Origin of the sequence: Shinella sp. G-2, assembly GCF_050172695.1 — a bacterium.
GTDB lineage: Bacteria > Pseudomonadota > Alphaproteobacteria > Rhizobiales > Rhizobiaceae > Shinella.
In genome coordinates this window covers 36,641-62,474 of sequence record NZ_JBBEYH010000025.1, presented here as the reverse complement: position 1 = coordinate 62,474, position 25,834 = coordinate 36,641, and the positions used below count along the sequence as shown (strand labels likewise).

Here is a 25,834-nt window from a genome sequence, read left to right as displayed (position 1 = left end):
TTTGAAAGACTTGGGGATTCACCGGGATTTCCGGGTAAATGAGTTGATGGCAAACAAGTTCATGGAAAGCGGGAGGAGGTCCCTATGTACGAATATGCCATAGCCTGGGATTGGATAATGTTTGCAGTCCGCTGGCTGCACGTGATCACGGCCATCGCCTGGATCGGTTCATCCTTTTATTTCGTTGCCCTCGACTTGGGCCTGAAGAAGCACCCTGACCTGCCGGCAGGCGCCCATGGCGAAGAGTGGCAGGTGCACGGCGGCGGCTTCTATCACATCCAGAAGTACCTGGTGGCGCCGGCCAAGATGCCCGAGCACCTCGTCTGGTTCAAATGGGAAAGCTACGTCACCTGGCTCTCCGGCTTCGGCATGCTCTGTCTCCTGTATTACGCAGGCGCGGACCTCTATCTCATCGATCCGAACGTGCTGAACGTTTCCAAGCCGGTGGCCATCGCCATCTCGCTCGGCTCGCTCGCCTTCGGCTGGATCATGTACGATCTCATCTGCAAGTCGCCGTTCGGCAACGACAACACGCGACTGATGGTGGCGCTCTACTTCATCCTCGTCGTCGTCGCCTGGGGCTACACGCAGCTCTTCACGGGCCGCGCCGCCTTCCTGCATCTCGGTGCCTTCACGGCAACGATCATGTCGGCGAACGTGTTCTTCATCATCATGCCGAACCAGCGCATCGTCGTCGCCGACCTCATCGCCGGCCGCACGCCCGATCCGAAATACGGCAAGATCGCCAAGCAGCGCTCCACGCACAACAACTACCTGACGCTGCCGGTGCTGTTCCTCATGCTGTCGAACCACTACCCGCTGGCATTCGGCACGGAATTCAACTGGATCATCGCGTCGCTGGTCTTCCTGATGGGCGTCACGATCCGCCACTACTTCAACACCACGCACGCCGGCACGGGCAATCCGACCTGGACCTGGCTTGCCACCGCCCTGCTCTTCGTCATCATCATGTGGCTCTCCACGGTGCCGAAGGTGCTGACCGGTGAAACCGCCGATGCCAAGGTCTCGGCCGCCCAGCAGCCCTTCGTCACGGCAGAAGCCTTCCCGCAGGTGCGCGACACCATCGCCGGGCGCTGCGCCATGTGCCACGCCAAGGAACCGGGCTGGGAAGGTATCGTCACGCCGCCGAAAGGCGTGACGCTCGAAACGGATGCCGAGATCGCCAACCATGCACGGGAAATCTACCTGCAGGCCGGCCGCTCGCATGCCATGCCCCCCGCCAACGTGACCCAGGTCTCGGACGAGGAGCGCAAGCTCTTCGTCGCCTGGTACGAAAGCGCGATCAGCGGCGAGAAGACCCAATGAGCGAGCGCCTGATTCGCGGACGGGTGCTGACCTTCGTCGCCGAGCCCCAGGGCATCGACGACAAGACCTCCTACCGTTACTTCGAGGACGGTGCCGTCCTCGTTCGTGACGGCAAGGTGGTGGACGCAGGCGATTATGCCGATATCGGCAAGCTTGCTGGCGCGGATGTCGAGGTGGCCGATCACCGGCCCAACCTCGTTCTGCCGGGCCTTATCGATACGCATTTGCATTTCCCGCAGACTCAGGCGATCGCCTCCTACGGTGCCCAGCTCCTCGAATGGCTGAACACCTATATCTTCGTCGAAGAGCAGAAATTCGCCAATGCCGCCCATGCGGCGGCCGTGGCGGACCGGTTCTACGACGAACTCCTGTCGAACGGCACCACCACCGCCGTTGCCTATTGCTCGGTGCATCCCGAAAGCGTCGACGCCTATTTCTCGGCGGCCGAAGCGCGCGGCATGCGCATGATCGGCGGCAAGGTGATGATGGACCGCAACGCGCCCGACGCGCTGCGCGACACGCCGCAGCAGGGCTATGACGAGACGAAGGCGCTGATCGAGAAGTGGCACGGCCGCGGCCGCGCGCATTATGCGATCAGTCCGCGTTTCGCCATCACCTCGACGCCGGAGCAGATGGAGATGAGCCAGGCGCTCGTCGCCGAGCATCCCACCTGCTACGTCCAGACCCATCTTTCGGAAAACCACGACGAGATCGCCTTCGCGACCTCGCTCTATCCGCAAGCCAAGGACTATACGGACATCTATGCCCGTTACGGCCTTCTCAACGAGCGCATGCTGCTCGGTCACTGCATTCACCTGAGCGATCGGGAGATTGCGGTTCTTGCCGAAACCGGCAGCGTCGGCGTCTTCTGCCCGACCTCGAACCTCTTCCTGGGTTCCGGTCTCTTCGATCGTGACCGGTTCGACAAGGCCGGGGCACGCTGGTCGGTGGCGACGGATGTCGGCGCAGGCACCAGTTTCTCCATGCTGGAAACGATGGACGAGGCCTACAAGGTGCTGCACCTTCGTGGCCAGAAGCTGACGCCGTTCAATTCCTTCTATCGCATGACGCTCGGCAACGCCCGCGCGCTCGGGCTCGAAAAGCATATCGGCTCGCTTCATGCGGGGGCGGATGCGGATATCGTCGTGCTCGATTCCACCGCCAAGCCGGCGATGGAATATCGCATGCGCACCGCGAAATCGCTGCTGGAGGAGTTGTTCGTGCTTCAGACCATGGGCGACGACCGCTGCGTTGCGGAGGTCTATGTCGCCGGCACGCCGATGAAGGCGAAGGGCGCAAAACGCGCGGCGGCGGCAAGTCGTCTGCTGGAAAACGCCTGACGGCCGATCAGGGCTGAAATCAATCGCGCCGCCGTGTCCCTTCGGATCCGGCGGCGTTTTTATTTGCCGGTCAGCCGGCCGCCCATCGCCTTGGTGACGCCTTCCGCGGCGGCCCGGACCACAGGGCCGAGCGCATCCACCTTGGCGTCGGGCAGGCGTACCGCCGGGCCGGATACGGAAATGCCGGCAACGGCTTCGCCGTATTCATCGAAGATCGGCGCGGCCACGCAGCGCATGCCGAGCGTATGTTCCTCGTCGTCGATCGACCAGCCGCGGCGGCGGATCGCTTCCAGGTCGGAAAGCAGCGCCGGCAGGCTGTCGCGCGTCTTGTCGGTGAAATGCTGCAGCGTGCGGCCGGAAAGCAGCGCGGCGATGCGCGCCTCCGGCCAGGTCGACAGGATCGCCTTGCCGATGCCGGAGGCGTGGATCGGTCCGCGCCGGCCGGGGCGGAAGAAGGCGCGCATCGGCGCATGGCTTTCCACCTGAGAAATGAACACCACGTCGCCATCGTCCTCGATGGCGATATTGGCGGTCTCGCCGCAGCCTTCCATCAATTGCTTGAGGAATGGACGGCTGATCGTGCCGAGCTTGCGGAAGCGAAGATAGGCCGTGCCGATCTCGAAGGCCTTGACCCCGATGGTCCAGGCGCCGGTCTCCCCGTCATGGGCCACCATGCCGTGCTGGGCGAGCGAGGTGAGCAGCCGGTGCACCGTGGATGGCGCCATGCCGGACTGGTCGGCAAGATCGGTCAGCGCCGCGCCGTCGGCCCGTGCCACCAGATCCAGCAGCTTCAGGCTCCTGTCCAGAACCTGCACCGAGGAGGGCGCCGCGTTCTCGCCCGCCTTGCGTCCCGGCCGGCCTCTCGTCTTTTCCTGATGCTCCGCCATGGTGGTCTCTCCTCGTCGCCGCATCATGCCATAGCCTGCCGCGCGCGATTGTTCCAGATTCGTTGAAAATGTTTATTTCCATCTGATGGGATGCATTTCCATTTTCCTGTTGCGCGAAAATCGGAATGGGGTACCTTCCGTTGCGAGAGACGGAGGAAGTTCCCATGGCTAAAATGCGTGCTGTCGATGCAGCGGTCCTGGTTCTGGAAAAGGAAGGCATCGATTGTGCCTTCGGTGTACCGGGCGCAGCGATCAACCCCTTCTATTCGGCGCTGAGAGCGCGCGGCTCGGTTCGCCACGTCCTGGCCCGCCACGTCGAAGGCGCAAGCCACATGGCTGAAGGCTATACCCGTGCCAGCGCCGGCAATATCGGCGTCTGCATCGGCACGTCCGGCCCCGCCGGCACCGACATGATCACCGGCCTCTACTCGGCCTCTGCCGACTCGATCCCGATCCTGTGCATCACCGGCCAGGCGCCGCGTGCCCGCCTCGACAAGGAAGATTTCCAGGCTGTCGACATCGCCAAGATCGCGGCGCCGGTCGCCAAGTGGGCCGTCACCGTCATGGAGCCGGGCCTCGTTCCCTATGTCTTCCAGAAGGCATTCCACACGATGCGTTCGGGCCGTCCGGGCCCCGTCCTGGTCGACCTGCCGATCGACGTCCAGCTCGCCGAAATCGAATTCGACATCGACGCCTACGAGCCCCTCGAGCCCTACAAGCCGGCTGCGACCCGCGCCCAGGCCGAGAAGGCCCTGACCATGCTGAACGCCGCCGAGCGCCCGCTGCTCGTCGCCGGCGGCGGCATCATCAATGCCAACGCTTCGGACCTCCTGGTCGAGTTCGCCGAAACGGTCGGCGTTCCCGTCATCCCGACCCTGATGGGCTGGGGCACGATCCCGGACGACCATCCGCTGATGGCCGGCATGTGCGGTCTGCAGACCTCGCATCGCTACGGTAACGCCACGCTGCTCGCCTCCGACTTCGTCTTCGGCATCGGCAACCGCTGGGCAAACCGCCACACCGGCAACATCCCGACCTACACGGAAGGCCGCACCTTCGTTCATGTCGACATCGAGCCGACCCAGATCGGCCGCGTCTTCACTCCGGATTTCGGCATCGTCTCCGACGCCGGCGCCGCGCTGAAGGTCTTCATCGAAGTCGCCAAGGAATGGAAGGCCGCCGGCAAGCTGCGCGACTGGTCCGTCTGGGGCGACGAATGCCGCGAGCGCAAGCGCACCATGCTGCGCAAGACGCACTTCAACCAGATGCCGCTGAAGCCGCAGCGCGTCTACGAAGAAATGAACAAGGCCTTCGACCGCGACACCTGCTACGTCTCGACCATCGGCCTCAGCCAGATCGCCGGCGCGCAGTTCCTGCATGTCTACAAGCCGCGCAACTGGATCAACTGCGGCCAGGCCGGCCCGCTCGGCTGGACGCTGCCGGCAGCGCTCGGCGTTCGCGCCGCCGATCCGGACCGTCCGATCGTCGCTCTGTCGGGTGACTACGACTTCCAGTTCATGATCGAGGAACTGGCTGTCGGCGCCCAGCACAAGCTGCCCTACCTGCATGTCGTCGTGAACAACTCGTATCTCGGCCTCATCCGCCAGGCGCAGCGCGGCTTCAACATGGACTTCGAGGTCTCGCTCGCCTTCGACAACATCAATGCGAACGGCGACTCGGAAGCCGGCTACGGTGTTGACCACGTCGCGGTTGCCGAAGGTCTCGGCTGCAAGGCCATCCGCGTCCGCAGCGCCAACGAGTTCCAGGAAGCCTTCAACACGGCCCAGAAGCTGATGAAGGAACACCAGGTTCCCGTCGTCATCGAGTTCATCCTCGAGCGCGTCACCAACATCGCCATGGGTGCCGACATCAACGCCGTTGTCGAGTTCGAGGAACTGGCGGAACGCGGCGAAGATGCCCCGACGGCGACGCTGGCAGCGCTGCTCGACTAAGGACAAGCTGTTGCAGGAGAGCCGCCCGGCGGCTTTCCTGGAACGCACCGGATAAAGGGAGACGACCATGCCGAAATTTGCGGCCAACCTGACCATGCTCTTCAACGAAGCGCCCTTCATGGAGCGCTTCGCCCTGGCCGCGAAGGCCGGCTTCGAGGGCGTCGAGTATCTCTTCCCCTACGATTTCGACAAGGAAGCGATCCGCGCCGAACTTGACAAGCATGGCCTGACCCAGGTCCTGCACAACCTGCCGGCCGGCAACTGGGCTGGCGGCGAGCGCGGCATCGCGGTCCTGCCGGATCGTGTGGACGAGTTCCGCGAAGGCGTCGCCAAGGCCATCGACTATGCGACGACGCTCGGCTGCAAGCAGATCAACTGCCTGTCGGGCATCGCACCGGCCGGTGTGTCCGACAGCGTGCTGCGCTCCACCTTCGTTGCGAACCTCAAGCTCGCGGCAAGCGAACTCGGCAAGCACGGCATCAAGCTGCTGATCGAGCCGATCAACCACTTCGATATTCCGGGCTTCTACCTGAACACCCCGGACCAGGCGGCCTCGATCATCGCGGAAGTCGGCTCCGACAACCTCTACATCCAGTACGACCTCTACCATCAGCAGCGCACCGAAGGCGAACTGATCGGCACCTTCAAGAAGCACCAGGGGCAGATCACCCATGTGCAGCTTGCCGACAATCCGGGCCGCAACGAGCCGGGCACCGGCGAGATCGCCTATCCCTTCGTGTTCAAGACGCTCGATGCGCTTGGCTATGACGGCTGGATCGGCTGCGAATACAAGCCGCGCACGACCACCGAGGAAGGCCTCGGCTGGCTCGCTGAAGTCGGCCGCTGAACCACATTTTTTCAAGACTGGGAGTTAGATCATGGCAAATATCGGTTTCATCGGCCTCGGCATCATGGGCACCCCCATGGCGCGCCACCTTCAGAACGCTGGCCACACCGTCTTCACCTCGAAGTTCTTCATCCCGCCGCACAAGGATCTGGTCGACAACGGCCTGCAGATCGTCGAGAGCCCGAAGGCGCTTGCCGAAACGGTCGACACGATCATCCTGATGCTGCCCGACACCCCGGAAGTCGAAGACGTGCTCTTCGGCCAGAACGGCGTCTCCTTTGGCCTCAAGGCCGGCAAGCTCGTCATCGACATGAGCTCGATCTCGCCGATCGCCACCAAGGAATTCGCCAAGAAGATCCGTGAAACCGGCGCGGAATATGTCGACGGTCCGGTCTCGGGCGGTGAAGTCGGCGCCAAGAACGCATCGCTCTCCATCATGGCCGGCGGTTCGCAGGAAGCCTTCGACCGGGCGCTTCCGCTCTTCCAGCTCATGGGCAAGAACATCACGCTCGTTGGCGATTGCGGCGATGGCCAGGTGACCAAGGTCGCCAACCAGATCATCGTGGCGCTCACCATCGAAGCCGTTGCCGAAGCCCTCGTCTTCGCCTCCAAGGCCGGTGCCGATCCGGCACGCGTGCGCTCGGCGCTGATGGGCGGCTTTGCCTCCTCGCGCATTCTCGAAGTGCACGGCGAGCGCATGGTCAAGCGTACTTTCGATCCGGGCTTCCGCATCTCGCTGCACCAGAAGGACCTCAACCTGGCTCTCCAGGGCGCCAAGACGCTGGGCGTTTCGCTGCCCAACACGGCTTCGACGCAGGAACTCTTCAATCAGTGCGCCGCCCATGGCGATGCAGGTCTCGATCACTCAGGTCTCGTCACGGCGCTGGAGCGCATGGCGAACCACGCCGTCGCATGACGGCCTGACCGGGCGGGGAGGGGAGCCCCGCCCGGTCATCCTTTCTGGAGGAGGAAAGACAGCCTCTCATCCCGCCGGCCGTTTCGCAGGAGACGGCGCTGGCGTGCGGATGAGGGGCTGTTTAATATGATACGCCCGCCTGTTTGCCCGCATGATTTGGAGGAACCGCATGCCGCCTGTCGCCGATCCGCGCGCCTTTCTTGAAAACCTCTTTTCCGTTGCGGTCGCCGCCGCCGACCCGGACAAGGTCCTGGCCGCCAACCTGCCGGAAAAGCCGAAGGGCCGCACGGTGGTGATCGGCGCCGGCAAGGGCGCCGCGCAGATGGCCCGCGCCTTCGAGCGCCTGTGGGACGCGCCGCTGACCGGCGTCGTCGTCACGCGCTACGGCTATGCGGTGGCCTGCGAACGCATCGAAATCCTCGAAGCCGCCCATCCCGTGCCCGATGACAGCGGCCTTCTTGCTTCCGGCCGGCTGATGGCCGCCGTACGCGGCCTGACGGAAGACGACCTTGTCGTCGCCCTCGTCTGCGGCGGCGGCTCGGCCCTTCTGCCGGCGCCCGCCGGCGACCTGACGCTTGCCGACGAGATTGCCGTCAACAAGGCCCTGCTCGCCTCCGGCGCGCCGATCAGCGCCATGAACGCCGTGCGCAAGCAGGTCTCGCGCATCAAGGGCGGCCGCCTTGCCGCGCTCGCTCATCCGGCCCGCGTCGTCTCGCTGGTCGTGTCCGATATTCCGGGCGACAATCCCGCCCTCGTTGCCTCCGGTCCCACCATTGCCGATGCGACGACCCGCGCCGATGCGCTCCGCCTCATCGAGCGCTACCGCCTCGACCTGCCCGAAGCCGTCATGCGCCATATCCGCGACGGCAAGGACGAGCCGCCGCTGCCGTCGGACGCGCGCTTTGCCCGCAACGAGGTGAAGCTGGTCGCCTCCGCCGCCGTCTCGCTGGAAGCCGCAGCGCAAGCCGCGAAGAAGGCCGGCGTCGAAGCCGTCATCCTGTCGGACGCCATCGAGGGCGAGGCTTCGGAAGTCGGCCGTGTCCATGCCGCCATTGCGGCGGAAGTCGTGCGCCGCGACCGGCCGTTCCGCAAACCCGTCGTCATTCTCTCGGGCGGTGAAACCACCGTGACGATCAAGGGCAAGGGCAAGGGCGGCCGCAACGGCGAGTTCCTGCTTTCCTTCGCCTGCGCCACCGATGGCCTCGAAGGCCTGTTTGCGCTGGCGGCCGATACGGACGGTATCGACGGTTCGGAGGACAATGCCGGCGCCTTCGCCGACGGGACCACCGTTGCGCGCTTCGCCGACAAGGGCAAGGATGCGGCCGAGTTCCTGTCGCGCAATGACAGCTGGTCCGTCTTCGATGCGCTGGGCGATCTCTTCGTGCCCGGCCCGACCGGCACGAACGTCAACGACTTCAGGGCGATCCTCATCCAGTGACGAACGCTCCGCCCGAAAAGACGAAGGCCGGCGAAGACGCCGGCCTTTTGCGTTTCAGGCCTTGCCCGATTCCCAGCCCAGCATGGCGCGCTTGCGCGTCAGGCCCCAATGGTAGCCGGTGAGTGCGCCGCTCTTGCCCAGCGCCCGGTGGCAGGGCACCACGAAGGAGATGGGATTGCGGCCGACGGCAGCGCCGACGGCGCGCGAGGCGGTCGGCTGGCCGAGCTTTTCGGCGATGGAGGAATAGGTGACGGCGCAGCCCATGGGAATGCGCAGCAGCGCCTCCCAGACGCGGACCTGGAAATCCGAACCGATCAGCACGACGCGCAGCGGCTCCTTCGGGTCCCAGCGCTCCGGGTCGAAGATACGTTCCGCATAGGCGGCGGTCGCCTCGCGGTCCTCGACATAGTCGGCATTCGGCCAGCGCGAGGACATGTCCTCGAAGGCATCCATGCCGTCCGTCTCGTCGGTGAAGGCAAGGCCGGCGAGCCCCCGGTCGGTGATCATCACGAGCGCCTGGCCGAAGGGGGAGGGGTGCAGGCCGTAGCGGATCGTCAGGCCCGCCCCACGCGCCTTCCATTCGCCGGGCGACATGGCCTCGTGCGTGACGAAGAGATCATGCAGCCGGCCGGGGCCGGAAAGGCCCACCTCGAAGCTCGTTTCGAGCAGCGGCAGCTCTTCCTGGCGCAGCAGGCGCTTGGCGTGGTCGAGCGTCACGGCCTGCAGAAAGGCTTTCGGTGAAAGGCCGGCCCAGCGGGTGAAGGTCTTCTGCAACTGTGTCGGCGACTGGCCGAGACGGCCGGCAATATCCTCCAGCCCCGGCTGGTCGCGATAATCCTCGGTGATCATCTCGATGACGCGGCGGACGGTCGTGTAGTCGTCGCCTTCGGGGGTGATGTCGGTCTGCAACGTCGCGGCAATATTCATCGTTCTTCTCCTGTGCCGCCAGAAAAGCACGCCCTTGGCGTGCTCGCCACCCGATTCCTGCCGATCCCTAATATCCCCGCTTCACGCGGGCAAGCGCGCCGGAAAAGGCGGAGGCGAAGCGCTCGCGGTCGTCGAGCGGCAGGAAGGTGCCGATCTCGGTCTCGCGGCCGTTGCCGCGCAGGCGCATGGCGGTGATGCCGATCTTGGCCTTGCGCGAGACAAGGAAGCGCGCCCAGAACGGGTTGAAGACGGTCTCCGTCTCCTTGCCGGCCGGGCTGATCTTGCGGATGGAAATGTTGGTGCGCGAGAGCGAGACGATTTCCTTCGCCTTGGCCGCGCGGTTGTTCAGCCAGAAGGCGCCGAAGAGGATCAGGAAATCCACGCCGAAGAACATGACCACCGGCCAGGCGCCGGAGATCATGAAGACGGCCATATGGGCGAAGCTGAGCGCGCCCGCGATGATGAAGAACACGCGGTGCCCGTTCCGTCCGAGCGAGCGATAGGGGTGCAGCTCGGCGGAAAAGACCGGCAGGTCGTTCATCGTGATGTCGGCGTTGCCTTGGGTCATGACGCATGACTATAGAAGCAGGATGGAAAACGGAAAGACCAAAAAGAACGCGCCCCCCGCCCCGCAGCGCCGCAAGCCGGCCGCGCGGGTGAAGAGCCTCTATTCGCAGGACGAACTGAAGGAAATCTTCCGGCGCTTCTCCATCCAGCGGCCGGAGCCGAAGGGCGAGCTGGAGCATGTGAATCCGTTCACGCTCGTCGTCGCCGTGGCGCTGTCCGCCCAGGCGACGGATGCCGGCGTCAACAAGGCGACGCGCGCGCTTTTCAAGATCGCCGACACGCCGGAAAAGATGCTCGCGCTCGGCGAGGAGAAGGTCCGCGACTACATCAAGACGATCGGGCTTTACCGCAACAAGGCGAAGAACGTCATCGCGCTCAGCCAGATGCTCGTCGACCGCTTCGGCAGCGAGGTGCCGCGCACCCGCGAGGAGCTGGTGATGCTGCCGGGCGTCGGCCGCAAGACGGCCAATGTCGTGCTCTCCATGGCCTTCGGACAGGCGACGATGGCGGTCGATACGCATATCTTCCGCATCGCCAACCGCCTGCGCCTCGCGCCCGGCAAGACGCCGGACGAGGTTGAGGAGAAGCTGATGCGGCTCATCCCCGACGAATATCTCTACCACGCCCATCACTGGCTGATCCTGCACGGGCGGTACTGTTGCAAGGCGCGCAAGCCCGAATGCGAGCGCTGCGTGATTGCCGATCTCTGCAAGTCGCCGGAAAAGACCTGCGACATACCGGCCCCGCTGGTCGAGCTGCCGGCGCAGATGTTCGGCCCTACGCCCTGACGAGCCCGTCGAGAAGCGCCGCGATCGCGTCCTCATAGGCTTTCCGGTCGGCGCCCGCCTCGATGGCGATTGCCGCCCGGTCGAAGGCGGCGGAGAGGAGGCCGGTCAGCGCCTCCAGCTTTCCGGCGTCCGCGCCCGGCCCGAGCAGGCCGGCAAGACCCGTCTTCAGCGTGCCCTCGGCATTGTCCCGGTCGATGTCGCTCACCGCCTCGAAACCGAGCACGGCCGGCGCTTCGAGCAGCAGCAGGCGCGTGCGGCCAGGCACCGCCATCGCGTCGAAATAGGCCGACGCGCCGAGCAGCAGCGCCGCCCGCGCGGAGCCCGCCGGTATGGAGACGGCTTCGATATGCGACGCCACCGCTTCGGCCTCGCGTTCCAGCGTGGCGCGGAAGAGCGCCCTCTTGTCCTCGAAGTGATGGTAGAGCGCGCCGCGCGTCACCCCGGCCTCGGCCACGATGTCGGGCGTCGCCGTCTCCGCATAGCCCTTTTCCACGAAAAGCCGCCGTGCGGCCTCGATCAGGGCGAGGCGTGTCGCCTCCGTGCGTTCCTTGTTGCTGCGTGCCATTGCGCCTCTTTACATACAAACAGAATGTATGTTAATTGATGGAAACATACAGACTGTATGTTAAATCCAACGAAAGGGAAAGCGATGAAGACGACCAGTTACTATCCCGTGATCATGACCGACGATGTCGCTGGCACGGTGGCCTTCTACGAGGCGCATTTCCGCTTCGAAGCTCTCTTCACCAGCGACTGGTATGTCCACCTCCAGTCGAAGGAGGACGAGAAGGTGACGCTCGCCGTGCTCGACGGCAGCCACGAGACGATCCCGGCCGTGGGCCGCGGCAAGGTCTCGGGTCTGCTGCTCAATTTCGAGGTCGAGGATGTGGATGCCGTCTATGCGGCCCTATGCGCCGCGGGCCTCCCGATCCTGCGCGATATCAGGGACGAGGATTTCGGCCAGCGCCACTTCATCACCGCCGATCCCAACGGGGTGCTGATCGACGTGATCAAGCCGATCCCGCCAAACGCGGATTATGCGGCGCTGTACGACGCGTCAGTTCTGCCGCAGTGAAAAGCCGGGGTCCTTGCGGCTCAGCGCCTTGTGCAGATGCACCATCAGTCCGGCGGCAAAGAGCGGCGTCAGCAGGTTGACGACCGGGATCGCCAGGAAGGCCGTCACCAGCATGCCCGCGATGAGCACCGTGGACGCGTGCTTGGCGCGGAACAGCCGCGCTTCCGCCGGCGTGCGGTGGCGCATCGCCGCGAATTCGAAGAATTCCCGGCCGAGCAGGTAGCCGTTGACGAGGAAGAAGGCGACGAGATTGACGCCGGGAATGAACAGCAGGAACAGGGCGAGGAGGTTGCCGAGGAGGACGATGCCGAGGAACTTGACGGAGCCGGCGATCGCCTGTCCGAGTGGCAGCGCGACGCCCGGCCTGTCCGCGGCGTAGTCGCGCTTCTCGATGACCTCGGCGACGTCGTCGAGGAAGAAGCCGGCGATGATCGCCGTCACGGGTGCCAGCAGCAAGGCAAGGCCGAGTGCCAGGCCGAGGCTGGCGACGATACCGAAGACGAAGGTGAGCCAGCCGGCCCATTGCGGCAGGTCCGGCATCATCGCCCCCTCGAGCCATGGCCAGGCGAAGGCGATGAAGCTCTCGCGCAGGCCGAACCAGAGAACGACGAGGGCAAGGAAGGTGAGGCCCAGGACCTTCCAGAAGACGCTGCGCGTCTCGGGCGCGAAAAGATTGGCGAGCGAAAGCCGGGCAGCGTCGAAGATCATCGAAAACTCCTGTTCGCCCTCGCATGTAGGATGTGGAAAAGCCGGCGGCAAGGCGCGTCGCGACGGCCGGCATTAAGCCCGCGTTAAACGGCCGCTCCTAGACTTTCGCGCACCCGCAGGAAGCCGGGCCGCCAGAAAATCAGGGAACTGTCATGCGTAATGTTCGGATCAGCAGGCTCCTGCCCGCGCTTTTTGCCCTCATGGTCGTTCTGGGCGCGCTGCAAGGCGCCGTCGCTTTCCGTTCCCTCTCGGCGATGACCGGCCATATCGAGCGCATCGGCACCGAGCGCATGCCGCAGATGAGCGCGATCCTGCAGCTTAGCCACGCTTTCGCCGAACTCAACGCCACCTATTCCGAACACCTCCTGTCGATGGACCCGGACGAGATCGGCCGCGTCGAGGCGCGCATCAAGGAACGGGCGGACGCCTTTGCCGGCATGGTGGCATCCTACGCCGCCGCCAACAGCGCGGATGCGGCCACGGTCACCGAGGTCGACGGCATCAAGGCGACGCTGAAGACCTATCTCGATGATGCGGCCAAGCTGATCCAGTTCTCTGCCATCGCGGCCAAGGGCCCGGCGCTGGAAGTCTACAAGGGGCCGATGCAGGCGAGCGCCGATGCGATCACAACGTCGCTCAACGACCTCGTCGCGCGCACCCAGGCGGTGACGGACGAGACGATCCAGGCCGCCCGCGGCGAGGAAGGCACCGCCTTCGCGCTGACCTGGGCCGCGCTCGCCGCCGCAATGGGCCTTGCCATTGCGGCCGTCTTCCTCGTCAACCGCCGCGTCGTGAAGCCGCTGAACGGCCTTGCCGGTGCGATGAAGCGCCTCGCTTCGGGCGATACGGCTGCTGCCATTGCCCATGCCGACCGCACGGACGAGATCGGCGAGATGGCGGGTACGGTCGCGGTTTTCCGCGACAACGCCGCCGAGCGCCAGCGCCTGGAGCGTCAGGGTGAGGACGACCGCCGGCGGGCCGAGAGCGAGCGCCATGCCCGCGACGCCGAGCGTACCCGCGACAGCGGCCGCGTGCAGGAGGCCGTCGCCAGCCTTGCAGAAGCGCTGGGCAGGCTTGCGGGCGGCGACATGACCTGCCGTATCGATAAACCCTTCGACGGCGATCTCGACCGCTTGCGAGAGGATTTCAACGCCTCCGTCGCGCGCCTCAGCGATGCGTTGCGCGAAGTCGGCGAGAACGCCCGGGCGATCGATGCCGGGGCGAGCCAGATCCGCGCTGCCGCCGACGATCTGTCGCGCCGCACCGAGCAGCAGGCCGCTTCCGTCGAGGAGACCGCCGCCGCGCTGGAAGAAATCACCACCACCGTCAAGGATTCGACCCGCCGGGCGGAAGAAGCCGGCGCGCTCGTCGCCCGCACCCGTTCGGGCGCGGAAAAATCCGGCGAAATCGTGCGCCGCGCCGTCGCGGCCATGCAGGAGATCGAGAAGTCCTCCAGCGAGATCACCAGCATCATCGGCGTCATCGACGAGATCGCCTTCCAGACCAATCTGCTTGCGCTCAATGCCGGCGTGGAAGCCGCGCGTGCGGGAGAGGCCGGCAAGGGTTTTGCGGTCGTGGCGCAGGAGGTGCGCGAGCTTGCCCAGCGTTCGGCCAAGGCGGCCAAGGAGATCAAGACGCTGATCAATACGTCCGGCGAGCAGGTGCGCGCCGGCGTGTCGCTGGTCGGCGATACCGGGCGCTCGCTGCAGACCATCGTCACCGAGGTTCAGGAGATCAACGGCCACGTCCAGGCCATCGTGGAGGCCGCGCGCGAACAGTCGACCGGCCTTTCTGAGATCAACACGGCGGTCAACGCCATGGACCAGGGCACACAGAAGAATGCCGCCATGGTGGAGGAGACCACGGCGGCCAGCCATGGCCTCGCCTCGGAAGTGCAGGCGCTGAATGCCCTGATCGCCCGGTTCGACGTCGGCGGCGCCGCGGCTCCCGGCCGCACCATGCACGCGCCGCATCTGCATATCGTGCCGGCCACGCCCCCGGCGCCGCCGGTCGCGCCCGCGCCGGAACCCAAGGTCGCGCGCAAGTCTCCCGGTCAATGGAACATCAAGGCCGCCTCCGAAAGGTCCCGCCCCGTCACCTCGCCCGCCCTCGCCCTCAGCGAAAAACTCGCCGGTGCGCTTGGCGTGCGGCAGGACAAGGGGAATGACGGGGATTGGGAAGAGTTTTGAGATCGGCCTGACGCGAAGGGCGGCGGCGCACATCGTTGCCGCTGCCGACCCTCAGCCAGAACCCGCCATCCTTCCGATTTGATCCGGCAGGATGGAGAAGAGGGCGGCGTGTTCGCGAGAGAAAGGCCAGGTTACGCCTGTTCCTCGCCCGGCGGATAGGCATGGGTCTTACCGCGGAAGTCGCGCACGCGGAAACAACCGTCGCCCGCCTCCTCCACCGCCGTGGAATCCGCCCGCACCTTGCCGTGCCCGCCGGGAATATCGAGGATATAGGCCGGCTGGCAGAGGCCGGAAACGCGGCCGCGCAGCCCTTCGACCAGCGCCCGGCCCTCGGCGAGCGTCAGGCGGAAATGCGCGGTGCCGGGCGCAAGGTCCGGGTGGTGCAGGTAATAGGGCTTGATGCGGTTTTCCACGAAGGTGCGCATCAGGTCGGCCAATACGGCGGCATCGTCGTTGACACCCTTGAGCAGCACGGTCTGGCTGATCATTACCAGGCCCGCATCGACGATGCGTCCTATGGCGGCGCTTGCCTCGGCCGTGAATTCGCGGGGATGGTTGGCGTGAAGCGCCACATAGGTCGTCTTGCCGGAGGCTTTCAGCGCGGCGATGAGGGCGGCGTCGACCCGTGCGGGATCGACCACCGGCACGCGGGTGTGGAAGCGCACGATCTTCACATGCGCGATGGCGGCCAGCCGTTCCAGGATCGCCTGCAGGCGGCGCGGGGAAAGCACGAGCGGATCGCCGCCCGTCAGGATGACTTCCCAGATTTCCGGCCGTTCCGCGACATAGGCGATGGCGGCATCCAGCGCCTTGGCGGACAGCGTGCCGAGCCCTTCCGGTCCCACCATCTCGCGGCGGAAACAGAAGCGGCAATAGACCGGGCAGACATGCACGGCCTTCAGCAGCACGCGGTCCGGATAGCGGTGCACGATGCCCTCGACGGGGCTGTGGGCAAGGTCGCCGATCGGGTCGGCGCGCTCTTCCGGCAGGGTGACGAGTTCGGCCGCATCGGGAACGAACTGGCGGGCGATGGGATCGTGCGGATCGTTCCGGTCGATCAGCGGCACCAGCGCCGGCGTGATGGCGACGGCATACCGATCGGCCACGGCCGTAGCGCCGGCGCGCCCGGCCTCGGAGACGAGGCCGGCATCCACGAGTTCGGCGACTGTCGTCAGGCTGCGCGCGGCCGTCATGCCTGCGTCTCCGCGACCGGCGCCCAGAGCACCTGGTCGATGCGCGCGGCGCCCGTCGCCAGCATGACCAGCCGGTCGAAGCCGAGCGCAATGCCGCTCGCCTCGGGCATGAGGGCGAGCGCGGCGAGGAAATCCTCGTCGAGCGGATAGGTCTCGCCGTAGACGCGGGCCTTCTCCGCCATTTCCAGCTCGAAGCGGCGGCGCTGCTCGGTAGCGTCCGTCAGTTCGCCGAAGGCATTGGCGAGTTCCACGCCGCAGGCATAGAGCTCGAAGCGCTCGGCGACGCGCCCATCGTGCGGGGCGGGCCGCGCCAGCGCGGCCTCGGCCGTTGGATATTCGCACAGGATGGTGGCGCGGCCGAAGCCGAGTTCCGGCTCCACCTTCTCCACCAGCACGCGGCTGAAGAGGTCGGCCCAGGTATCGTCCGCGGCGACCCGCAGTCCGGCCGTCCGCAGGCGCGCGGCAAGACCCTCGCGATCCGTGGAGCCGTCGGTGTGGATCGTCGCGAGAAGGTCGATGCCGGCATGCCGCGTGAAGGCATCGGCGACGGTCAGCCGCTCCGGGGTGAGTGCCGGGTCGCAGGTCGCGCCGCGATAGCTCAGCATCGTCGCGCCCGTGACCTCGGCGGCAAGCGTGAGCATCGCGCCGCAGTCCGCCATCAGCACGTCATAGGTCTCGCCTGCCCGGTACCATTCCAGCATGGTGAATTCGGGATGGTGCAGCGGCCCGCGCTCGCGGTTGCGGTAGACATGGGCGAAGCAGGCGATGCGCTGCTCGCCGGCTGCCAGGAGCTTCTTGCAGGCGAATTCCGGCGAGGTGTGCAGGTAGAGCGGCGTCGCGGTGCCGGCATGGCCGATGGCGGCGGTCGCAAAGGCGTGCAGATGCGCCTCGTTGCCGGGCGAGACCTGCAGCGTCGCGGTGTCGACCTCGATGAAATCACGCGCCGCGAACCAGCCGCGCAGCGCCGCCTGGATACGGTTGCGCGCGAGAAGGAACGGCCGGCGGTCGGCATGGACGTCGGGCGTCCACCAGGGCGAAGGCTTGGGGCTTGTGGCGCTCATGTGACAGGTTTCTTCAGCCGAACCGGCGGTGAGACTGGTCTTTTGCCGGAATATAGGATAGTTGCGGCCCCGAAAACGGTTTTTCAGCGTTCGGGAAAGCGTCTCTTGGCGGTCCTCTACGACGCGATCCATCCAGTTACAAGGAAGACTTATGGTAAAGATCATCGCCTCTTCCGTCCGCAAGGGCAATGTCCTCGAGGTCGAAGGCAAGCTCTATGTCGTGCTGACGGCGCAGAACTTCCACCCCGGCAAGGGCACGCCGGTCACGCAGATCGACATGCGTCGCATCTCGGACGGCACGAAGGTCTCCGAACGCTACCGCACGACCGAGCAGGTCGAGCGCGCCTTCGTCGAGGACCGCGAGCACAACTACCTCTACGAGGACGGCGACGGCTTCCACTTCATGAACCCGGAAAGCTACGACCAGCTCACCATGTCGCATGACGACATCGGCGACCTGAAGGCTTACCTCCAGGAAGGCATGACGGTCATCCTGTCGGTGCATGAAGGCGTTGCCATCGCCATCGACCTGCCGCGTCACGTCACGCTCGAAATCACCGAGACGGAACCGGTCGTCAAGGGCCAGACGGCCTCCTCGTCCTACAAGCCGGCGATCCTGTCGAACGGCATCCGCACGCTGGTGCCGCCGCACATCACGGCCGGCACGCGCGTCGTCATCGCGACGGAAGACGGCTCCTACGTCGAGCGCGCCAAGGACTGATCGGTCTCGCACCGAGGCATCGAGCCGCCCGCCGGAAACGGCGTGGCGGCTTTTTTCTTTCAACTTCCGCAAAATCCGTTAAGACCGAATCCCGGCTCTTACCAAATCGAGACGGGACTTCCGCATGACCAAATTCGACGTGCTGACGGTCGGCAACGCCATCGTCGACATCATCGCGCGCTGCGACGAGAACTTCATCACCGACAACGGCATCATCAAGGGCGCGATGAACCTCATCGATGCGGACCGGGCGGAACTGCTCTATTCCCGCATGGGCCCGGCGCTCGAAGCCTCCGGCGGCAGCGCCGGCAACACCGCCTCGGGCGTTGCCAGCTTCGGCGGCAAGGCCGCCTATTTCGGCAAGGTCGCGAACGACCAGCTCGGCGACATCTTCATCCATGACATCCGCGCCCAGGGCGTGCATTTCGAGACGAAGCCGCTTCAGGGCACGCCGCCGACCGCCCGCTCGATGATCTTCGTGACGCCGGACGGTGAGCGCTCGATGAACACCTATCTCGGCGCCTGCGTCGAGCTTGGCCCTGAGGATGTCGAGGAGCAGGTCGTCGCCGATGCCAAGGTCACCTATTTCGAGGGTTATCTGTGGGATCCGCCGCGCGCCAAGGATGCGATCCGCGAATGCGCCCGCATCGCCCATGCCAATGGCCGCGAAATGTCGATGACGCTGTCCGACAGTTTCTGCGTCCACCGCTATCGCGGCGAGTTCCTGGATCTCATGCGCTCCGGCACCATCGACATCGTCTTCGCCAACAAGGCCGAAGCGCTGGCGCTCTACGAGACCGAGGATTTCGAGGAAGCCCTGACGCGCATCGCTGAGGATTGCCGGCTTGCAGCCGTCACGATGAGCGAGGAAGGCTCGGTCATCCTGACGAAGGGCGAGCGGACCAAGGTGGACGCGATCAGCGTGCCGAGCGTGGTCGACACGACGGGCGCAGGCGATCTCTACGCCGCCGGCTTCCTGTACGGCTATACGGCGGGTCGTTCGCTGGCCGATTGCGGCCGCCTCGGCAGCCTTGCCGCCGGCCTCGTCATCCAGCAGGTCGGCCCTCGGCCGCTGCTGTCGCTGGCGGAAGAAGGCCGAAAGGCCGGCCTTATTTGAAGGCTTCGCCGGGATAGGCGCCCCAGATCTCGTTCTGCGAGACCCAGCCGGCCGTGCCGTCCACTTCGGCACGGCACCAGTCGCCGTTGCATTCGCCGACCTTGACCACGACGCCAGGCTGGATCTTGGCGACCAGCGTGGCGTTCGGCATGCCTTCGCGGCGCATGTTGACGAAGATGTTGTCGCCCTTGCCGCGCATCCACGGTGCGGCGACGGCGGTACGCTCGCCGGAGAGCAGCGCCTGGTTCACCCAGCCCTCGGTGCCGTCGGCATCGCGGATGCGGCGCCAGTTATCGTATTCCTGGATGATTTCCACCGGCATGCCGGATTTGAGGTAGCGCCAGGCCACGGCATAATCGACGCTGGGGCCGACGCGGAGGTTGACGCTCTTGGCCTTCAGGCTGACGAAGCGCGGCAACGGCAGGCCGCTCGGGCCCTTGGCCGCCTGGGCATGGGCGAACTGGACGCCCGCGACGGATACGAGGATGCCCGCAAGGGCGGCAAGGCTGAGACGCACGACAAGGTTACGCATGGAAAATCCGCACATATTTTTGAAGGACATCGGGCTGCCGGACCGGTGCAAGATGGCAAATCGCGGGAACGGCCCCATGGGCGGATTGTCTTCGCGACCGGGTCTGGTAGAAAATGCCCCTGATGAAGCAATCCTTGCCCAACTTGGTTAAGGACCCGTCAACAGGACGCCGGAACATCCCATGACGCAGAAGAAAAAACCGAAGGTCTATATCACCCGCCGCCTGCCAGAGGTGGTGGAGACCCGGATGCGCGAACTGTTCGACGCCGAACTCAACATCGACGACACGCCGCGCAGCCAGCCCGAACTCGTCGCCGCCGTGAAGAGCGCGGACGTGCTCGTGCCGACGCTGACGGACCGAATCGATGCCGCGCTGATTGAGCAGGCCGGGCCGCAACTCAAGCTGATCGCCTGCTTCTCCAACGGCGTCGACAATGTCGATGTGGAGGCGGCGGCGCGAAAGGGAATCACCGTCACCAACACGCCGAACGTCCTGACCGAGGATACGGCCGACATGACGATGGCGCTGATCCTCGCCGCACCGCGCCGCCTCGCGGAGGGTGCACGCATCCTTACAGACCGCCGGGGCGAATGGTCGGGCTGGTCGCCGACCTGGATGCTCGGCCGGCGCATCTGGGGCAAGCGTCTCGGCATCGTCGGCATGGGCCGCATCGGCACGGCCGTCGCAAAGCGCGCCAAGGCCTTCGGCCTTTCCATCCACTATCACAACCGCAACCGCGTGAATCCCCAGACGGAAGACGCGCTGGAAGCGACCTACTGGGACAGCCTCGATCAGATGCTCGCCCGCGTCGATATCGTTTCGGTCAACTGCCCCTCGACACCCGCCACCTTCCACCTGCTTTCGGCCCGCCGCCTGGAGCTGATGCAGCCGACCAGCTACATCGTCAACACGGCGCGCGGCGGCATCATCGATGAGACGGCGCTGATCAAGTGCCTGCGGGAAGGCAAGATCGCCGGCGCCGGCCTCGACGTCTTCGAGAACGAGCCGTCGGTCAATTCGAAGCTCCTCAAGCTGGCCGCGGAAGGCAAGGTCGTTCTGCTGCCGCATATGAGCTCGGCGACGATTGAGGGCCGCGTCGACATGGGCGAGAAGGTGGTGATCAACATCCGCACCTTCTTCGACGGCCACCGCCCGCCGGACCGGGTGCTGCCGAGCCGGGTCTAAAGCGACTTGCGCATCTCGATGGCGGTGATGCGCGTAAAGCCGGGATGGGCGTAGGCGCCCGTCCGCACGAAACCCCAGCGGGCGAAGGTTTCATGGTTGGCGGTCAGCTCGATGCGGGTTTCGAGCCGCAGGGCCGGCAGGTTCCTTGCGCGGGCGAGCGCTTCGGCGCGCTCCAGCAGGCGACGGCCGAGACCCTTGCCCTGCTGGTTGCCGGCAACCGCGAGCTTGCCGATATAGAGCGCCCCGTCTTCAGGCCGGCAGAAGATGCAACCGACGAGGGCCTCTCCATCCTCTGCCATGAAGGCGATCTCCTGCTGGGCCTTGGCGGCAAGCGTCTCCGGCGTCAACAGATGGGCGGACGACGGCGGGTCGATGATGCCGTCCATGGAAGCGAAGGCCGCAAGGATGAGCCCCAGCAGATCCTCCCAGCGGTCGAAATCCGGGCCGATCTCGACGATATCCGTCATCGGGCCTCCGGTGTGCGCCGCTTGTATTTCAGCGTCTCGAATCGCGCAGCCAGCCCGTCGTAGAGCAGCAGCCGTCCGACCAGTGGTTCGCCGGCGCCCGTGACCAGCTTGATCGCCTCCATCGCCATCAGCGTGCCGATGACGCCCGTCAGCGCGCCGACGATGCCGGCCTCCGCGCAGGCGGGCACGACGCCGGGCGGCGGGGCGGAGGGGAAGAGATCGCGGTAGCCGGGATTGAGCGCCCCGTCCGCGCCAGCCGTATAGGGCTTCAGCACCGTCAGCGACCCGTCGAAGCGGCCGACGGCGCCGGTGACGAGCGGAATGCGTGCTGCTTCCGCCGCATCGGCCGCGGCATAGCGCGTATCGAAATTGTCCGAACCGTCGATGAGAAGGTCGTAGCCGGCCAGCATGCGGGGGGCATTGTCCGCGGTAAGCCGCTCGGCGATGCCGGTGAAGCGCACATGCGGGTTGAGACGGGAAACCGCCGCCTCGGCGCTGGCGATCTTCGCCGTGCCGAGGCCCGCGGTGTCGTGGATCACCTGGCGTTGCAGGTTGGAAAGAGAGACCGTGTCGTCGTCGAGAACGCCGATATGGCCGATGCCCGCGGCGGCGAGATACTGGATGACCGGCGCGCCGAGGCCGCCTGCCCCGACGATCAGCACATGGGCCGCCTTCAGCTTCTGCTGGCCTGCCCCGCCGATCTCGGCGAGCACGATATGGCGGCGGTAGCGGTCGATCTCTTCGGAACTCAGCGGGTCGGTCATGAAAGGATGCCTCCGTTCGAGACGGTGAGAAACTGCGCGCGCGCGCCAAGCGCATCGAACATCGCACGGTCGGTGCCGGTCATGAAGGCCTGGCCGCCGAGCGCATCGACGCGGTCGAAGAGCGCGGCCCTGCGGCCTTCGTCGAGATGGGCGGCGATTTCGTCGAGCAGCAGCACCGGCGCATGGCCCGTCATGCTGGCCACGAGACCGGCATGGGCGAGGATGAGACCGACAAGCAATGCCTTCTGTTCGCCCGTCGAGCAGCGCTCGGCCTCCATGTCCTTCTCGCGGTGGCGGATGAGGAGGTCGGCGCGGTGCGGGCCGTCCAGGGTGCGGCCGGCGGCGGCGTCGCGGTAGCGGCCGTTTTGCAGCATCTCGAGATAGATCTCCTCGACCTCGTAGGCCGGGCGCAGCCATTCCTCGTCGAGAAAGCCGGACAGGCGCATCGTGGCGGAGGGGAACGGCCCGTCGTCGCGCGCCGCCTCCACCAGGCCTGAGAGGAGACCGACGAGTTCGTGGCGGGCATGGGCCATGGCGACGCCCAGCTCGGCCATCTGCTTTTCCAGCCCCGTCAGCCAGACGGGGTCGGGCCGCGGTTCGGAGAGCAGGCGATTGCGCCCGCGCATCGCCTTCTCGAAATCCGTCGCCCGGCGGCCGTGCTCGGGATCAAGCGACAGCACGAGCCGGTCGATGAAGCGGCGACGGTCGGCCGAGGGGCCGGTGAAGAGACCGTCCATCGAAGGGGTGAGCCAGAGCACGCGCAGGTGATCGAGCAGTTCGTCGACCGTGCGGGCCGGCGTGCCGTTGATGCGCAGTTTCCGCGCCTGTCCGTCCTCGCCGCCTTCGGTGCCGGTGCCGATATCGACCTCGCCTGTCATGCCCTCGAGGGTGGCGAAGACGGAAAAGCCGTTGGCACTGCCGGCGCGCGGCACGTCGCCATAGGCGGCGCGGCGCAGGCCCCGGCCGGGCGAGAGGAACGAAACGGCTTCCATGAGATTGGTCTTGCCTGCGCCGTTCTGTCCCGTCAGTACGACATGCCGCCCGTCGAGCGGCAGCGACAGGCCCGCATAGTTGCGGAAATCCGTGAGTTTGAGGCGGGAGAGGAAGACCTTGTGCGGCATGGGTCGAGAGCTAGAGCATTTTTCGCCGGAGTGGAATCACTTCGCGGCACATTCGTCGGGCAACAACAGAAAGATGGGATGGCGGGCCGGCGGACACAACCGTGTGAGCGCGGTTGCTTCACGCAGCGGCAGCGGGTAATCCAAGGGTCCGCCCGCTTTGCACACTCCCCTCCCAGCCAGCAGGTTCCCCTTGTCCGCACGTCCCGTCTTTGCCCGCAGTTTCTCCGCCTTCCTCTTCGACATGGACGGCACGCTTCTCAATTCCGTTGCCGCCACCGAGCGCGTCTGGGGCCGCTGGGCGCTGAAGCACGGGCTCGACGTTGCGACCTTCCTGCCCACCATGCATGGCGTGCGCGGCATCGACACGATCACCCGGCTCGGCCTGCCGGGCGTCGACCCGGCCGAGGAGGTGAAGGAACTGGAACGCGGCGAGCTCGAGGATCTGGGCGGCATCGTGCCCATTCCCGGCGTCCTGGCCTTCCTTGCCGCGCTGCCCGCCGACCGCTGGGGCATCGTGACCTCGGCGCCCGTGGCGCTCGCCCATCGCCGCCTTGCCGCCGCCGGCATCCCGCTGCCGAACATGATCGTAACGGCGGAAGATGTCAGCAAGGGCAAGCCCGCGCCGGAAGGCTATATCCTCGGCGCCACGCGCCTCGGCTTCGATCCGGCCGATTGCCTCGTCTTCGAGGATGTGCCGGCAGGCATTCTGGCCGGCGAGAGCGCCGGCGCGCATGTGGTCGCGATAACGGCGACGCATCACCACGCCATCGAGACCAGCCATCCCCGCCTGTCGAGCTACGAAGACGTCGCCACCGAAATCGAGGCGGATGGCAGCCTGCGGCTCGTCTACACGGCGGGCTGAACGATCAGGCGGCCGGCTTTACTTCGATGCCGGCCAGCACCATGTCGAGCACGCCCTCGATCTCGGCGTCGGAGACCTCCAGCCGCTCGGTGAGGAGGCGGCTCCAGGCGAAGCTCGAAAGCATTTCCATCACCAGTTCGGGGTGCACGTCATCGCGCACCTCGCCGCGCGCCTGTGCTTTCTCGATGATCTTGCCGCTCTGGCTGCGGCGCTCGGCCATATAGGCGGAAAGGGCGGCGAGCGCATCCGGCTCGCCCTGTGCCTTCGCCACCACGCAACGGAAGACCGCGCCGCTGGTGCCTTCGCCCCAGGTGGCCAGAAGCCCTGTCAGATAGGCCCGCAGGTCGTCGCGCACATTGCCCTTGTCGGGGAAATTGAAGTTCACCTTCTTGCGGCAATGATAGACGTCGAGCAGCAGCGCGGCCTGCGAGGGCCACCAGCGATAGATGGTCGGCTTGCCGGCGCGCGCGCGCCGCGCCACCGCCTCGATGGAAAAGCCGCCGAGCCCGTTTTCCAGAAGCACCGCTTCGGCCGCCTGAAGGATCGCCTCCTGGCTGGCGGGGTTGCGCGTGGCGCCGATGGAGCGGCGCGGAGCCTGTGTCTCTGCCTCTGTCATGTCCATTTCCTTTTTTCCTGCTGTAGCACGAAAGGTACTTGAACGGAACGTTTCGTTTCTATATAAACGAAACGTTCCGTTCTATAAAGGCTCCTTAGATGACCCAGGCCTCTCCCGCCCGCAAACTCTCCAAGCCGCATCTCGCGCTTGCCACGCTCCTGCCCGTCTATCCGCTGATCACCGCGATACTCTTCATCGTGCTGCCGCTGACCGAGGGCTGGACCACCTGGCAGCGCACGGCGGTCATTACGCCGATCATGGTGTTCGCCATGGTCTTCGTGGTTTCCCCCTTCGTGCAGAAGCGCTTCGCCAACTTCATCCTGCGCGTAAAATGAAAAAGCCGGGGTCTTGCGACCCCGGCTTTCCTTTGGTCCGGTTCTAAAATGCTCAGGCGGCCGGCTGGCGCGTCTTGCGCAGGTAAGGCAGCACCGTATCGAAGGAGCCGAAGCGCGTGATCGCGTCTTCGTTGGAAACGGCGGCGGTGATGATCACGTCGTCGCCCTGCTGCCAGTTGGCCGGCGTTGCGACCTGATGCTTGCTGGTGAGCTGGATCGAATCGATCGCGCGCAGGATTTCCGCGAAGTTGCGGCCCGTCGTCATCGGGTAGGTGAGGATCAGCTTGATCTTCTTGTCCGGGCCGATGACGAAGACCGAGCGCACGGTGGCGTTGTCTGCGGGCGTGCGACCTTCCGAGCTTTCGCCGGCAGCGGCCGGCAGCATGTCATAGAGCTTGGCGACCTTCAGGTCCTTGTCGCCGATCAGCGGATATTCGACGTCGAAGCCGGTGGCGGTGCGGATGTCGGCCTTCCACTTGGTGTGGCTGTCGACCGGATCGACGGAGATGCCGATGATCTTGACGCCGCGCTTGCGGAATTCGCCTTCGATGCCGGCCATGGCGCCAAGCTCGGTGGTGCAGACCGGGGTGAAGTTCTTCGGGTGCGAGAAGAGCACGGCCCAGCCGTCGCCGATCCACTCGTGGAAGCCGATCTGGCCGGCCGTGGTGTCGGCGGTGAAGTCCGGAGCGATGTCGTTGATGCGAAGGCTCATGGGTTCGTCCTCTCTGTCGTGCGGGGAGCGCGGGCAAGGTGCCCGCAAGAATAGGTCCGGCCGGTAGATAGACCGAAAAACCGGCCTTGCCTATAGCGGCACGCTGCCGCGCGGAGGCGGGAAAGAGCGCAACTTTGCGCCGATCGCGGCGCGGGGAAGACGCCTTTCGGCAAGTCCTCGCCGAGAC

The 25,834-nt window shown here is 65.7% G+C and carries 27 protein-coding genes; 14 read left to right on the top strand and 13 right to left on the bottom strand.

The genetic code is table 11. The annotated features are described in order from the left end of the window. The first annotated feature begins 84 nt into the window (after positions 1 to 84). Together V8U06_RS24515 and guaD are read left to right on the top strand one after the other, a co-directional pair. A complete protein-coding gene (locus V8U06_RS24515) occupies positions 85 to 1,326 on the top strand; it encodes a urate hydroxylase PuuD (RefSeq protein ID WP_226921353.1) in 1,242 nt (413 codons plus the stop codon). Continuing rightward, positions 1,323 to 2,666 carry a guanine deaminase gene (gene guaD, locus V8U06_RS24510; protein ID WP_427142899.1) on the top strand — a complete coding sequence of 448 codons (1,344 nt, stop codon included), beginning with the start codon at positions 1,323 to 1,325 and terminating at the stop codon, positions 2,664 to 2,666. Before V8U06_RS24515 ends, guaD begins: the two co-directional genes overlap by 4 nt. A 59-nt stretch (positions 2,667 to 2,725) precedes the next feature. Here the strand turns inward: guaD and bhcR are convergent, their stop codons facing one another. Further along, complete coding sequence (gene bhcR / locus V8U06_RS24505; RefSeq protein ID WP_427142898.1) at positions 2,726 to 3,553, bottom strand: HTH-type transcriptional regulator BhcR; 828 nt, start codon at positions 3,551 to 3,553, stop codon at positions 2,726 to 2,728. Between the two features lie 164 nt (positions 3,554 to 3,717). On the opposite strand from bhcR, the gene gcl reads away from it, so the two are divergent. From gcl to V8U06_RS24485, 4 genes are all read left to right on the top strand, one after another. Further along, positions 3,718 to 5,505 (top strand): glyoxylate carboligase, encoded by a 1,788-nt coding sequence (gene gcl / locus V8U06_RS24500; protein ID WP_226921349.1) that lies wholly within the window; start codon positions 3,718 to 3,720, stop codon positions 5,503 to 5,505. 67 nt (positions 5,506 to 5,572) lie between these two features. Further along, a complete protein-coding gene (gene hyi, locus V8U06_RS24495) occupies positions 5,573 to 6,352 on the top strand; it encodes a hydroxypyruvate isomerase (RefSeq protein WP_427142897.1) in 780 nt (259 codons plus the stop codon). Between the two features lie 31 nt (positions 6,353 to 6,383). After that, on the top strand, positions 6,384 to 7,268 hold the full coding sequence (locus V8U06_RS24490) for a 2-hydroxy-3-oxopropionate reductase (protein WP_226921344.1): 885 nt from the start codon (positions 6,384 to 6,386) through the stop codon (positions 7,266 to 7,268). A gap of 169 nt (positions 7,269 to 7,437) precedes the next feature. Further along, entirely contained in the window at positions 7,438 to 8,706 is a 1,269-nt protein-coding gene (locus tag V8U06_RS24485; RefSeq protein WP_226921342.1) for a glycerate kinase type-2 family protein, read from the top strand. A gap of 54 nt (positions 8,707 to 8,760) precedes the next feature. Here the strand turns inward: V8U06_RS24485 and V8U06_RS24480 are convergent, their stop codons facing one another. Together V8U06_RS24480 and V8U06_RS24475 are read right to left on the bottom strand one after the other, a co-directional pair. Then, a complete protein-coding gene (locus V8U06_RS24480; RefSeq protein WP_427142896.1) occupies positions 8,761 to 9,633 on the bottom strand; it encodes a methylated-DNA--[protein]-cysteine S-methyltransferase in 873 nt (290 codons plus the stop codon). 67 nt (positions 9,634 to 9,700) lie between these two features. Next, a complete protein-coding gene (locus tag V8U06_RS24475; protein WP_427142895.1) occupies positions 9,701 to 10,201 on the bottom strand; it encodes a DUF2244 domain-containing protein in 501 nt (166 codons plus the stop codon). A gap of 22 nt (positions 10,202 to 10,223) precedes the next feature. On the opposite strand from V8U06_RS24475, the gene nth reads away from it, so the two are divergent. After that, complete coding sequence (nth, locus tag V8U06_RS24470) at positions 10,224 to 10,988, top strand: endonuclease III (protein WP_427142894.1); 765 nt, start codon at positions 10,224 to 10,226, stop codon at positions 10,986 to 10,988. Here nth and V8U06_RS24465 read toward each other — a convergent pair. Continuing rightward, positions 10,978 to 11,553, bottom strand: a complete 576-nt coding sequence (locus tag V8U06_RS24465; protein WP_427142893.1) for a TetR family transcriptional regulator — start codon at positions 11,551 to 11,553, stop codon at positions 10,978 to 10,980. The two genes, nth and V8U06_RS24465, sit on opposite strands and share 11 nt — an antisense overlap. Before the next feature lie 84 nt (positions 11,554 to 11,637). Here V8U06_RS24465 and V8U06_RS24460 point away from each other — a divergent pair, with 84 nt between their 5' ends. Next, positions 11,638 to 12,063: a VOC family protein gene (locus tag V8U06_RS24460; RefSeq protein WP_427142892.1), complete on the top strand. Its 426-nt coding sequence runs from the start codon at positions 11,638 to 11,640 to the stop codon at positions 12,061 to 12,063. On the opposite strand, the gene V8U06_RS24455 is transcribed toward V8U06_RS24460, so the two are convergent. After that, the gene (locus V8U06_RS24455; protein ID WP_427142891.1) at positions 12,046 to 12,771 is read right to left on the bottom strand and encodes a sulfate transporter family protein; all 726 of its coding nucleotides are present in this window, start codon (positions 12,769 to 12,771) and stop codon (positions 12,046 to 12,048) included. The two genes, V8U06_RS24460 and V8U06_RS24455, sit on opposite strands and share 18 nt — an antisense overlap. A gap of 152 nt (positions 12,772 to 12,923) precedes the next feature. Here V8U06_RS24455 and V8U06_RS24450 point away from each other — a divergent pair, with 152 nt between their 5' ends. Further along, on the top strand, positions 12,924 to 14,960 hold the full coding sequence (locus V8U06_RS24450) for a HAMP domain-containing methyl-accepting chemotaxis protein (RefSeq protein ID WP_427142890.1): 2,037 nt from the start codon (positions 12,924 to 12,926) through the stop codon (positions 14,958 to 14,960). A gap of 131 nt (positions 14,961 to 15,091) precedes the next feature. Here V8U06_RS24450 and V8U06_RS24445 read toward each other — a convergent pair whose 3' ends face one another. Together V8U06_RS24445 and epmA are read right to left on the bottom strand one after the other, a co-directional pair. After that, complete coding sequence (locus tag V8U06_RS24445; protein WP_427142889.1) at positions 15,092 to 16,153, bottom strand: lysine-2,3-aminomutase-like protein; 1,062 nt, start codon at positions 16,151 to 16,153, stop codon at positions 15,092 to 15,094. Further along, a complete protein-coding gene (gene epmA / locus V8U06_RS24440) occupies positions 16,150 to 17,214 on the bottom strand; it encodes an EF-P lysine aminoacylase EpmA (protein ID WP_427142888.1) in 1,065 nt (354 codons plus the stop codon). Before epmA ends, V8U06_RS24445 begins: the two co-directional genes overlap by 4 nt. A gap of 151 nt (positions 17,215 to 17,365) precedes the next feature. On the opposite strand from epmA, the gene efp reads away from it, so the two are divergent. After that, positions 17,366 to 17,935: an elongation factor P gene (efp, locus tag V8U06_RS24435; RefSeq protein ID WP_427142887.1), complete on the top strand. Its 570-nt coding sequence runs from the start codon at positions 17,366 to 17,368 to the stop codon at positions 17,933 to 17,935. 124 nt (positions 17,936 to 18,059) lie between these two features. Then, positions 18,060 to 19,052: an adenosine kinase gene (locus V8U06_RS24430; protein ID WP_427142886.1), complete on the top strand. Its 993-nt coding sequence runs from the start codon at positions 18,060 to 18,062 to the stop codon at positions 19,050 to 19,052. On the opposite strand, the gene V8U06_RS24425 is transcribed toward V8U06_RS24430, so the two are convergent. Then, positions 19,045 to 19,584, bottom strand: coding sequence for an SH3 domain-containing protein (locus V8U06_RS24425; protein ID WP_226921317.1), 540 nt, complete (start codon positions 19,582 to 19,584; stop codon positions 19,045 to 19,047). The two genes, V8U06_RS24430 and V8U06_RS24425, sit on opposite strands and share 8 nt — an antisense overlap. Positions 19,585 to 19,765: 181 nt before the next feature. Between V8U06_RS24425 and V8U06_RS24420 the strand changes: the two genes are divergently transcribed. Next, positions 19,766 to 20,770, top strand: coding sequence for a 2-hydroxyacid dehydrogenase (locus V8U06_RS24420; RefSeq protein ID WP_427142885.1), 1,005 nt, complete (start codon positions 19,766 to 19,768; stop codon positions 20,768 to 20,770). Here the strand turns inward: V8U06_RS24420 and V8U06_RS24415 are convergent. From V8U06_RS24415 to recF, 3 genes are read right to left on the bottom strand one after another with little or no spacing between them, the layout of a single operon-like run. Further along, positions 20,767 to 21,237 (bottom strand): GNAT family N-acetyltransferase, encoded by a 471-nt coding sequence (locus V8U06_RS24415; protein ID WP_427142884.1) that lies wholly within the window; start codon positions 21,235 to 21,237, stop codon positions 20,767 to 20,769. The genes V8U06_RS24420 and V8U06_RS24415 overlap by 4 nt on opposite strands. Beyond that, on the bottom strand, positions 21,234 to 22,001 hold the full coding sequence (moeB, locus tag V8U06_RS24410; RefSeq protein WP_427142883.1) for a molybdopterin-synthase adenylyltransferase MoeB: 768 nt from the start codon (positions 21,999 to 22,001) through the stop codon (positions 21,234 to 21,236). The genes V8U06_RS24415 and moeB overlap by 4 nt, the downstream gene beginning before the upstream one ends. After that, positions 21,998 to 23,122 carry a DNA replication/repair protein RecF gene (gene recF, locus V8U06_RS24405; protein ID WP_427142882.1) on the bottom strand — a complete coding sequence of 375 codons (1,125 nt, stop codon included), beginning with the start codon at positions 23,120 to 23,122 and terminating at the stop codon, positions 21,998 to 22,000. The genes moeB and recF overlap by 4 nt, the downstream gene beginning before the upstream one ends. Positions 23,123 to 23,312: 190 nt before the next feature. Here recF and V8U06_RS24400 point away from each other — a divergent pair, with 190 nt between their 5' ends. Continuing rightward, positions 23,313 to 23,984 carry an HAD-IA family hydrolase gene (locus tag V8U06_RS24400; protein WP_427142881.1) on the top strand — a complete coding sequence of 224 codons (672 nt, stop codon included), beginning with the start codon at positions 23,313 to 23,315 and terminating at the stop codon, positions 23,982 to 23,984. 4 nt (positions 23,985 to 23,988) lie between these two features. Here V8U06_RS24400 and V8U06_RS24395 read toward each other — a convergent pair whose 3' ends face one another. Next, positions 23,989 to 24,600 carry a TetR/AcrR family transcriptional regulator gene (locus V8U06_RS24395; RefSeq protein ID WP_427142880.1) on the bottom strand — a complete coding sequence of 204 codons (612 nt, stop codon included), beginning with the start codon at positions 24,598 to 24,600 and terminating at the stop codon, positions 23,989 to 23,991. Positions 24,601 to 24,698: 98 nt separating this feature from the next. Here V8U06_RS24395 and V8U06_RS24390 point away from each other — a divergent pair, with 98 nt between their 5' ends. After that, positions 24,699 to 24,935, top strand: coding sequence for a hypothetical protein (locus V8U06_RS24390; RefSeq protein WP_427142879.1), 237 nt, complete (start codon positions 24,699 to 24,701; stop codon positions 24,933 to 24,935). A 52-nt stretch (positions 24,936 to 24,987) separates the two neighbouring features. On the opposite strand, the gene V8U06_RS24385 is transcribed toward V8U06_RS24390, so the two are convergent. Then, the gene (locus V8U06_RS24385; RefSeq protein WP_226921301.1) at positions 24,988 to 25,647 is read right to left on the bottom strand and encodes a peroxiredoxin; all 660 of its coding nucleotides are present in this window, start codon (positions 25,645 to 25,647) and stop codon (positions 24,988 to 24,990) included. Between the last annotated feature and the right edge of the window lie 187 nt (positions 25,648 to 25,834).